We start from the raw sequence: 1,922 nt of genomic DNA on the forward strand, positions 1-1,922 counted from the left end.
CATGGAATTGCCTAAAGAAGGACGCTTTATCAGTTCTGAATTCCCAATCTTGCGGGAAAACTTGACCAAAATTGATCAAGCTCTTTTGGCTGTTGAGGAAAAGATAAACGAAAAAGCACCTTTACAACACACGCATAGCATAAGCGAAATCACAAATCTAGAAAGCGCTCTCAATGGCAAAATGGCAGCGGATAAAACTTTCTCATTTGCTGATTTAAGCGATATCGAAGGCGCAAAAGATGCTGCCAACAATTATGTTCTCTATAAATCAAGCAATAATAACTTCACCTTTGGGAGTGCTGTCTCACTGTTAGGCGCGCATCAACATAAAACCGAAGATATTGTGGGGCTTGATGATTTTAGAGCCAAGATCAACGAAGATCTGACAAGCTATGGACGCCTCACAAGTCCGAATGAATGGAAAAATTACAATAAATTTACCAGCAAAGTGACTATGAGTGGTGCCTTAGAGCTTTTGGGCAATTCGTCGTTTAGCCTCATCCACAATGGTGAAATGGTTACCAGTTTAAGCACAAATGGAAGCTTTCTTAAAGGACCTTTAAAAGTCGATGGAGATCTTGTTTATACGAAATCAGAAATAGATATTCTCAAGCAGGAAATTAAAAACATCAAAAAAAATTTGCTTAATAAACTCATTATTGCTGATGCTGAATTGCTGTATACGCAAGATGGGAAAATTAAATGGCCCGATTGGGTAACAGACCAAACTAGGTTAGAAATCCAAGCATGGGGCGGCGGAGGTAGTGGTGGTTCCTCTTGGTCTTATGGCGATGGCGGCGGCGGCGGCGGTTGTTTCGTGTGGTATGGCTATAAATCCAGTTTAAACGGGCATGAGGATATCATCATTGGTAAAGGAGGAACTTCTGTTGTATCGCGCGGTGCGACAGGAAACTCTGGAGGAACAACAGTTGTTGGAAAGAATTTTATTACCGCTACAGGAGGACATGGTGGTGGGGGTGCTTATTATAGTATATCAAAGGGAAATACTTATTACTATTCAGGTGCTGGTGGAACTGGGGGCATTGGTGGAAATTTTGGTTGGGCAACAGATGATCTCCTAGGACTTGCCAAAGGAGGAAATGGTTATGCTGGGACGAAAGGAATTGAAGGAATTGTAGGAAACAGAAGTGGTAACGGAGGTGATGCCGGAGGCGATACATCAAGGGGAGGTGGTGGAGGAACGGCAGATGGTAGCTTTCCTTCAGGAAAAGCAGGGCGTGGTTTTGGGGGCGGAGGTGCTGGTGCTAGTAGGGATGGGTATTACAGCGGTGCTGGAGCGGATGGCGCTGTCCTTATAAGATTATGGAAAGATTAATTACATAACCAAAGGTAGCGAAAGTCAAATGGATAGCTATTGTATAAGCGAGCTTGTATGATTTTTAAATCTTTTTATCACTCTTTCAAAGCCCTTTAAAGGGCTTTTTTGACTGACAGTGTCAGGCTTATGAGAGAGGATGAGTGTTGTTATAGTCTCTCCATTGATTTGGAGAGCAAAATGGCAATAGAATTTAATCATGGTATCCCCCTCATTGAGGATGGTCAAGCATCTCGACCCTTAGAGATGTTTAGCCAAACCGCCCTTGGGGCAGTTGTTACAGCCCCTGATGCGGATGCACAAATTTATCCCCTTAACGAGCCCGTGTTGGTCTTCACCCATGAGACAGACAAAATCCAAAAGCTTGGGACACGGGGCACAGCTCTTGATGTGATTAACGCTGCGCGCGCGCAAGGGATTGAGGCACAAGTGATCCTTGTGCGGGTAGAAGAAAAGTCAACCATAGCTGAGACACAAACTGAAATGGTGGGATCAAATGCTCGACTGACCGGTGTGCATGCCTTGGCTCATGCGCGGGGGCATTTGGGTGTGGAACCTGGAATTCTCTTAGCACCGGCTTATAGTG

At 44.4% G+C, this 1,922-nt stretch carries 1 protein-coding gene and 1 pseudogene; both read left to right on the forward strand.

The window, feature by feature from the left end; genetic code table 11:
* Position 1: 1 nt before the first annotated feature.
* Complete coding sequence (locus ACFIL2_RS06285) at positions 2–1,336, forward strand: Bgr_08870 family protein (protein ID WP_375681709.1); 1,335 nt, start codon at positions 2–4, stop codon at positions 1,334–1,336.
* A gap of 180 nt (positions 1,337–1,516) precedes the next feature.
* Positions 1,517–1,922, forward strand: a pseudogene (locus tag ACFIL2_RS06290) (phage tail protein); the annotation flags it as partial.

It is taken from the genome of Bartonella sp. AP30XZML, from assembly GCF_042195945.1.
GTDB lineage: Bacteria > Pseudomonadota > Alphaproteobacteria > Rhizobiales > Rhizobiaceae > Bartonella.

Coding starts and splice junctions, on each gene's coding strand:
- ACFIL2_RS06285 (WP_375681709.1), top strand. CDS start 2: ATGGAATTGCCTAAAGAAGGACGCTTTATCAGTTCTGAATTCCCAATC.